The sequence below is a fragment of the Flagellimonas onchidii genome (assembly GCF_004804315.1).
In the GTDB taxonomy this organism is placed as follows: Bacteria; Bacteroidota; Bacteroidia; order Flavobacteriales; family Flavobacteriaceae; genus Flagellimonas; species Flagellimonas onchidii.
The window spans coordinates 182,200-190,796 of sequence record NZ_SRXX01000008.1; the positions used below are offsets into that span (position 1 = coordinate 182,200).

Annotated in this window: 9 protein-coding genes; 7 read left to right on the plus strand and 2 right to left on the minus strand. The window is 41.9% G+C overall.

Annotation, left to right across the window (positions count from 1 at the left end):
* From E4661_RS19305 to E4661_RS10500, 5 genes are all read left to right on the plus strand, one after another.
* A partial coding sequence (locus E4661_RS19305; protein ID WP_205728948.1) for a T9SS type B sorting domain-containing protein occupies positions 1-2,452 on the plus strand: 2,452 nt, incomplete at its 5' end.
* 9 nt (positions 2,453-2,461) lie between these two features.
* Complete coding sequence (locus E4661_RS10485; RefSeq protein WP_136467054.1) at positions 2,462-3,406, plus strand: PorP/SprF family type IX secretion system membrane protein; 945 nt, start codon at positions 2,462-2,464, stop codon at positions 3,404-3,406.
* Positions 3,407-3,426: 20 nt separating this feature from the next.
* Complete coding sequence (locus E4661_RS10490; protein ID WP_136467056.1) at positions 3,427-4,422, plus strand: alpha/beta hydrolase family protein; 996 nt, start codon at positions 3,427-3,429, stop codon at positions 4,420-4,422.
* Positions 4,423-4,620: 198 nt separating this feature from the next.
* Positions 4,621-4,998, plus strand: coding sequence for a hypothetical protein (locus E4661_RS10495; protein ID WP_136467058.1), 378 nt, complete (start codon positions 4,621-4,623; stop codon positions 4,996-4,998).
* A gap of 657 nt (positions 4,999-5,655) precedes the next feature.
* Positions 5,656-5,979, plus strand: coding sequence for a hypothetical protein (locus E4661_RS10500; protein ID WP_136467060.1), 324 nt, complete (start codon positions 5,656-5,658; stop codon positions 5,977-5,979).
* Between the two features lie 12 nt (positions 5,980-5,991).
* Here the strand turns inward: E4661_RS10500 and E4661_RS10505 are convergent, their stop codons facing one another.
* Both E4661_RS10505 and E4661_RS19655 read right to left on the minus strand, forming a co-directional pair.
* A complete protein-coding gene (locus E4661_RS10505; protein WP_136467062.1) occupies positions 5,992-6,969 on the minus strand; it encodes a DDE-type integrase/transposase/recombinase in 978 nt (325 codons plus the stop codon).
* A gap of 151 nt (positions 6,970-7,120) precedes the next feature.
* Entirely contained in the window at positions 7,121-7,228 is a 108-nt protein-coding gene (locus E4661_RS19655; RefSeq protein WP_136467084.1) for a transposase, read from the minus strand.
* Between the two features lie 69 nt (positions 7,229-7,297).
* Here E4661_RS19655 and E4661_RS10515 point away from each other — a divergent pair, with 69 nt between their 5' ends.
* Positions 7,298-7,564 carry a transposase gene (locus E4661_RS10515; protein WP_136467064.1) on the plus strand — a complete coding sequence of 89 codons (267 nt, stop codon included), beginning with the start codon at positions 7,298-7,300 and terminating at the stop codon, positions 7,562-7,564.
* Positions 7,558-8,490 (plus strand): IS3 family transposase, encoded by a 933-nt coding sequence (locus E4661_RS10520; protein WP_168796361.1) that lies wholly within the window; start codon positions 7,558-7,560, stop codon positions 8,488-8,490. Before E4661_RS10515 ends, E4661_RS10520 begins: the two co-directional genes overlap by 7 nt.
* Positions 8,491-8,597 lie beyond the last annotated feature (107 nt).

Consider the following 8,597-nt stretch of genomic DNA (forward strand, 5'->3'; position numbering starts at 1 on the left):
CTCTGCGGACTCCCAACCGTTCACCTACGACGGTGACGGCCAGCTACCGGTTCCGGATGTGCCCTTGGTGTCGGTGACCCCTGAGAACTGTAACGGGGCTGCGACCAATGTGGTGTCCAACCATGACGGTACGCTGGACTATACCTCGGTTCCCAACGGCCTATCGGTGGACGGCAGCGGTAACATCACGGGCGGCACCACCGGTACGGACTATGTGCTGAGGGCGACCAATGCGGAGGGCTGCTCTGCGGACTCCCAACCGTTCACCTATGACGGGGACGGGCAGTTGCCCGTTCCGGATGTGCCCTTGGTGTCGGTGACCCCCGAAAGCTGTAACGGGATTGCGACCAATGTGGTGTCCAACCATGACGGTGCGCTGGACTATACCTCGGTTCCCAACGGCCTATCGGTGGACGGCAGCGGTAACATCACGGGCGGCACCACCGGTACGGACTATGTGCTGAGGGCGACCAATGCGGAGGGCTGCTCTGCGGACTCCCAACCGTTCACCTATGACGGGGACGGGCAGTTGCCCGTTCCGGATGTGCCCTTGGTGTCGGTGACCCCCGAAAGCTGTAACGGGGCTGCAACCAATGTGGTGTCCAACCATGACGGTGCGCTGGACTATACCTCGGTTCCCAACGGCCTATTGGTGGACGGCAGCGGTAACATCACCGGCGGTACGCACGGTACGGACTATGTGCTGACGGCGACCAATGCGGAGGGCTGCTCTGCGGACTCCCAACCGTTCACCTACGACGGTGACGGGCAGCTTCCGGTGCCAACTATTGCTATCAATGGTTTTTCCGACCCAACAGCTTGTGGTGGAAATGATGGTTTAATTGTTCTCAATTTGGCAGGAGTTCCCAATGGAAGCTATGACATTGTATTTGACGGTGGAACTTTCAATGCAGTTCCAGTTGTGAATAACGTTGCCACAATAACGGGACTTGGTGCTGGAAATTACCATAATATGAGAGTGATTTTAAATGGCTGTATCTCTTTGGAGGATCCCGATGTTACGCTCTCCGACCCGTCAGCTCCAAGCCTTGATTCTGTTGAGAATGTAGAAGTTTGTGAATCATATATACTTCCAACAATAATAGGAACAAGTCTTACGGGGAATCAGACATACTATGATATGCCAGATGGAGGAGGAAGCCAATATCTTCCAGGAGATGAAATAACAAATTCCACAACACTTTACATATATGATGAGAATGGTACTTGTTCTGACCAGAAGAGTTTTGATATCACTATATATCCAAGACCTTTGGTTGATGCTCTGCCTAACGAAACAGTCTGTGGCTCCTATGAGCTTCCATCATTGACTAATGGAAATTATTTTGACGCTCCCAATGGTGGAGGAAATGCATTAAACACAGGAGACGAGATTACCAACGTGGGTGTGAATACAGTCTATGTGTACAGTCCGTCGAATGGTACGTGCCCTGCGGTTGAGAGCAGCTTTACGGTCACAATCAATGGATTAGAAACAAACATTTCAGTAGAAAATGAATCTTGTCTAGGGAATAATGATGCATTTATTAATGTACAAATAGCAAATGGGGCAGCTCCATATTCCGTTAGTCTTGATTCTGGCCCAGTCATGGTTTTTGCCAATAACAGCTTTATTATCGATGAGTTATCTACTGGAAATTATTCCTTGAGCATATCAGATGCAAATGGTTGTGAGGTAACAGAGATTTTTGATATTCAAACGGAAGGTGTAAATCTTAATGCAACTGTCAATCCAATTTACGGTTGTGATTCTGGATCTTATTCAAATAGTTTGGATATCACTTTACTGGATTCTTCTGTTGTTTCCAATGTGATGTATGCTATAGATTCTACTGACCCTAATGATTTTATGTTGGATTCAGATTTTACCAATGTTTCGGCAGGTTCTCACTTTTTGGCCATCTTACATACGAATGGTTGTATGGAAACTATTCCTTTTGAGATTGAGGATAGAGAATCTCTAAACTTAAGTTTGAATAGTTCCAATATTAATCAGATTGTAGCTACGGTTACTGGTGGAACAGCGCCATATACCTATTTCTTTAATGATGAACCAGGATCTAGTGAGAATACCTATTCCATAACATATAGCGGAGTACATACCGTAAGAGTTTTGGATGGAAATGGCTGTGAGGTTTTTGATACCATCTCCCTCGAGTTCTTGGATATTGAAATACCAAACTTCTTTACACCCAACAATGATGGACAAAACGATACATGGAACCCTAAGAACATAGCTGGGTTCCCAAACATTGAGACCATCATATTTGATCGCTATGGTCGGGAAATTCGAATCATAGGAGCTTTGGGCAATGGATGGGACGGTGTTTATGAGGGTAAATCTTTGCCTTCTGGAGATTACTGGTACATAGTTAAACTGAATGATGGTAGTGAACGTGAATTTGTAGGGAATTTCACCCTATATAGATAACAAATAATAATGAAGAGAATAATATATCTATGCCTACTTATGGGACTTCTTTCGGCAAGAGGTCAGGAACTGACTATACCCCAGCTTTCCCAGTATTTGTCCGACAATCCATTTTTAATGTCTCCATCCTATGCGGGAATTGGAAATTACGTAAAGGTTAGGATGAACGGACTTACACAGTGGGTTGGGGTGGAGGATGCTCCAGATACCCAGTCTTTGTCGGCAGATGTAAGGCTGGGAAACAGATCAGGTATCGGGCTGGTTCTCTACAATGATGCCAATGGGCAAACGAAACAACGCGGTGGAAAAGTCTCGTTTGCCCATCATTTGATTATCGATAGGCATGAAGACAACTTCTTTTCGTTTGCCCTGAGTTTTAATATGAACCAGTTTCGAATTGATATTGAAAATTTTGACCCCAATAATGACCAAGCCATTGTGGATGATAGGGCTTCAAATAATCCAAATTTTGATGTGGGGATTCTCTATCGAAAAAGAGGTTTTTACATGAGTCTGAATGCTGGGAATATTTTGAACAAGAATCTTAAAAGCTTCAATCCCATTTATGAACCCAACACCTTACGCAATTATTCGCTCTATGCTGGGTATAAGTATAGAAAGCATCCTAGGGACAGATTTGAGCTTGAACCATCAATCTTTTTCCAATATTTTGAGAATGATGGCCGTTCCGTAACAGATGTAAACATCAAGTTTAGATGGTATGATTTTTTGGATTACTACTATGCGGGCTTCACTTATAGATTTTTAAATGACCAGCCTGGAAGCCCTTTATATATAGCTCCTATAATCGGATTAAAGAAAGGTGATTTTTACTTTGGATACTCTTATCAACTAATAATGAACGAGATACTGGGATACTCCTCTGGAACCCATGTTCTAACTCTTGGAATAGACCTTTTTCAAGGAATATCCAATTGTACATGTACTTATTGAATAATTAAATATGAAAGAAGATGATTTTAACAAAAAACAAACTGTTTTTAAGTAGTCTAATAGTCCTTTCCCTTGTGATTTTGGGATGTAGCAAGGATGGTGGTGGCTCAAGTCCTGAACAAAATATTGGACCTATTGTTGAAGGTACAACAGAGACTTTGGTGTATATGCCGGTCGATAATTTTGAGATTCCTGTATATCTGTCAATCCCTGAAGAATGTCAAGATGGACCATTACCCGCCGTTGTAGTGATGCATGGGTCTGATGGCATGTGGACCAATCATAATCCAGATTCAAAAGTGATGTCCGGTCAATTTAAAGAATGGCAGGCCATTTTTGCCCAAAATTGTATAGTTGGGGTTTTTGTGGACAGCTATTCTGGAAGGGGGGTGATTACAAGAACCGGAAAATGGAGAGAGCTCCCAGATAATTTTAGGATTAGTGCTCAATTTGTAAGGCCCAAAGACGCTAATGCAGCCTTATCCATGTTACAAAATTTAAAATATAATGATGGAAGCCCTGTTGTGGACAAATATAAAATTGCACTTTTAGGATTTTCTGATGGAGCAAGTGCTGTGGCCTCTTCATTGATTGATACGGATAGAGTACCTGAAAATTTTAAATGGACACAGAGTGAAGACGGAAAGGAATACGATTCTTCTGATGGAGTATTACCACCCCAGACCAAGCCCGAGATAGGATTCTCTGGAGGGGTTTTCTATTATGGAGGTTCCGTTGGATATAACTATTGGGGAAAGCACCCCTGCGGTACTGATGCTTTGGAAGGCAATATTTTTTATCCCTATGCTCCTATGCTTTATAATACTCCAAGTGATGGTTATTTATCGGATAACACGCTTTGTCTAATAGATGTACTCCTAAAAAAGGGAGCTCCCATAGAACTCAATCTATATGATGGTGTAGGACATGGCTTTGACTTTGATAACTTACCTCAAAGCGTTACAGCAAGAAATAATACTATAAAATGGTTGAAAGAACTGTGGATTGAGAATTAAAATTCACCTGCATTGAAATTAAATTAGGACATATCCGGTTGGCCACTGTGATAGCCTTGAAATATCATCCTCCCTGGTCACGCTCCAAACTGTAAACCTCACTCAAATAGGAGCACATAATCATCCTCACAAGTACAAAAATCAAAACTTAGGCCTTTTTGGTCCTATCTAAATATTTATATAAACAAGTGAACCACTATGAAGAACAATTTTTTGGAAAAATGGATTTTGAATCTCGTAAAGTCTGAATATGAAATTGGTAAAATTCCAAAAAGTGCCATTTACAAATTTAAGGACCAAAAGGGAGATTCAGTGGAAGTTACCGTGGAATGGGTCAATGGTATGAATGTAGATTGTAAAATTGTGTACAGAGCAAGAGCATTTGGAAAATACAACCAAATTTTGGAAAACGACACCATGTACAATCCAATATTTAATGTAGAGAGTTATTATACACTAGAAATACACACCTACATGAACGATATTAAAAGAAGTTATAGCATGCGTAAAATTGTTGATTATGATGTGGAGAATGTTGTAGGTCAAATGGATTTTGGATTGGAACTGGAGAAATAGATACGTTGGTTTTGGGCTATCATTTGTCAATTCAAAAGGGGTATTCGTCAATTGTGATGATATTTATATTTGAAAAACTACAATCTTTGAGAACAGTTGTTTTAAACTGATTAATTATAATTCCTTTTTAAGGTTACTAAAAAAGTCCTTAGGCTTTTACCGTATTTAGGTTGGGTCGCTGTCATCGTTTTAATACCATACTTTTTCAAACTCATAGATAGGGGCAGCGGCTTTTTTTAATTAATACCAGAAATTGTAGATTATTTGAAGAAAACAATCCTCGATTAGATAAAATATAGATGGGAAAAGTCAGTACTTTGACAATAGACCTGTTTATTATTTCAAGTCAAATCTTTTATGATTCGGTCCGAAGTACGATTTCACACTTCTTACTATTATAGTTCGTAAAAGAATTTCTATTGTATTTTGATATTTAGCAGTTACCTTTAATAAGACATCAAGAATAGTTGATGGTTATAATTGTCTATGTCAAGGACTCGGATTGATATTTTTTTACTGTAGGAAATTTTGTTTTACCACGAATAGTAAAGGTCCATGAATCAATACCAATTAATTGTGGACACAAGAATTTTAATTGAAAGAGTCGTCGCCGATAAACTAAAAACTACATAGAACCTATTAAAACGCACTTTATATATGATTGCAAAAGCCAAAGTTTGTGTTGGTGTCCTTATGATTTTGACACATTTTTCATGTGAAAAGTACTTAAATAGGAGCAAGAAACAGGCCACTGTTTATAAAGAAGAAAGTGGGTGGATTCGTATTGGCCCGGGAGGGGGAGGTTCTACATTCATTCCGACATTTTCATACCATAATGAAGAAGACTTTTTTATTCGTTGTGATATGACAGGAGCTTATCACACTAAAAATGGAGGGAGTTCTTTCAAAGAGGTTAATTATCCCAACGGACCCCACTCGTTTGCATATTGTACATCTTCAAACGAATCTGAACTGGTTTAGTCCAAAGATAAGTCATAGTCTCAACTTTTGAATTTGGTGCTCTTTCCTTCTTTTGAGCATCGTTCTTTTCTTTATCGATTTACGGTTTTCCAGTATCTTTTTGTCCAGTCCAAAATATACGGCTGCCGGTGTTGGGTTGTCCAATGATTCGTGGTATCTCCTGTTGTTGTAATGGTCCACGAACTCTTCCAGCCTTTTCTTGAGTTTCCCTGGCAGATGGTAATTGTCCAGTTTGATGATGTTCTTCATCGAACAGTGGTAACGCTCTATCTTGCCCTGTGTCTGTGGATGGTTCGGTTTTCCCCGGATATGCTCCATCTCCCTTTCCTTTATGAACCCCTTCAGTTCGCCACTGATGTAACAGGGCCCGTTGCCGGACAGGAGCCTTGGCATTTGCCCCTTGGGCAGCGACACTTTTTCCAGTGCCCTTCCCACTGTTTTCTTCACATCTCCTGTGTTCATCGAGGGACAGAGTTCCCAATACGATATATAACGGCTGTAATCGTCCAGAATGGTCGAGAGATAGTACCACCACCATCCTATGATCTTCAGATAGGTGAAATCGGTCTGCCACATCTGGTGCACCCTCGAAGTCTTGTCCTTGTATTCCCGAGAGGCGGCCATGGTATCAAAGGCTGGGGATGTTATCAGCCCATGGGACTTCAATATGCGGTACATACTGCTCTCAGAGATATAGTATTCCCTCTCATCGGTCATCTTACAGGCAAGTCCCCGGCAGGACTCCTCGGGAAAATCCAGGGCCATTTCCACGACCTCGGACCTGATCTTGTCGGGGATCCTGTTCCAATAGGTGTTCCTGGTCCTTTGGCCTGGGGCAAGCCCGTCAAAGCCACCTTCGAGGTACTTGCCGTACCAGTTGTAGAAGGTGCTCTTGTTGACCCCTATTTCCTTTAATGTCCTGTTCACGCCTATCTCAGATGTTTCCACGAGCCGTATTATCTCGGATTTCTCTGCCTGGGCAAATCGCATGTTCTTCCTCCATTTTACCCTAGGCCAGTCGTACTTTTTTTCAGCACACGGTTCTGGAGCAAAAGCTCGGCCACGGTTTCCTTGAGCTGGGAGTTCTCCCCACGGAGTTCCCTGACCTCACTGGTATTGGCCTCGCGCATGGTATCGCCCATTAAACGCTTTTTCCAGCCTCAAGAAAATCCTTGCTCCATCGGTAATAAAGTGCCGGGGCAATGCCCTCACGCCGACAAATGCCCGATACCGATTCCTTGCCCTTCAGTGTAACCCTCCCTAAAAATCGGACTGGATAAAATTAGACAAAAAGGTTAATTTTAAACAGTCAGAAATTATGAAGCGGACAAAGTTTACAGAAAGTCAGATCGTCTCGTGCATCAAGGAGCACGAGGCAGGTCGCAGAGTGGAGGATATTTGTAGGGAGAAAGGGATCCACAAAGCCACTTTTTACAATTGGAAGAGGCGTTATTCAGGAATGGATAGCCTTCAGCTTAAGCGTCTAAAGGAATTGGAAGAAGAGAATCGCAAGCTCAAACAGATGTATGCTGATATGGCCCTTGATAACAAAATGCTCAAGGATGTGCTCTCAAAAAAGTGGTAAGCTCTGGTGATAAACGAAACATGGTAGCTTATCTAAAGGAGTTTTATGAGGTAAGTCTCACCAGAGCCTGTAAAACGCTGATGTTTGCCAAATCCATGTATTATTACCGCTCTGTTAAAGATGATAGTGAAGTTATTGACAAGCTTTTGGAGTTATCTGAAGCAAAGCCCAGAGAGGGTCAGGACAAGTACTATCAGCTATTGCGCCTTCAAGGGTATCCGTGGAACAAAAAACGGGTAAGAAGGGTTTATTTAATGCTTGGACTTAACTTAAGGAGGGAAACTAAAAAGAGGGTTCCCAAACGGGTTAAAGAACCTTTGAGTTTACCAGAGCGGCCCAATAAGGTCTGGTCTTTGGATTTTATGAGTGACTCTCTGCTTCACGGGCGGAGATTCAGAACCTTTGATGTGATCGATGATTTTAATAGAAAGGTTATTTCCATTGAAGCAGAGTTCAGCTTTCCTGCCCTTGGTGCGGTACAGGCCATGAAGCGTGCCATCGGGGAGCATGGAAAACCTGAGAAGGTGCGCGCGGACAATGGTCCGGAGTTTATGGCACTAGATTTCTCAAGATGGTGTAAGGCACAAGGAATTGAAATACAATACATACAACCAGGCAAGCCCATGCAGAATGGATTTGTGGAAAGGTTCGACCGAACTTATCGCCAGGACATCCTTGATGCACATATCTTTGAAGATATAAGTCAAGTAAGGATATTAACTGAAAAGTGGATAAAGGACTATAACAAAGAGAGGCCTCATGAAGCATTAGGAGGGATAACTCCCGAACGATATGAAAGAGAATTCGCTTCCAGCAAGCTTGCTTGGAAGAACAACAAAAGTCGTCTAAAACCTAGTCCGAAAAAAGGGAGGGTTACACTTTTGAAAATTAATCTACCGTCTTTAATTGTAATAGTTAAGACTTAATCTGACAATCTTAATAAATTAGTTTAACCCTTAAATTAGATTTGTCAGATGAGTACAGAAGAAAAGATCATCAAACCAAAGTTAGGATTATTAGAACTTGCCAAACA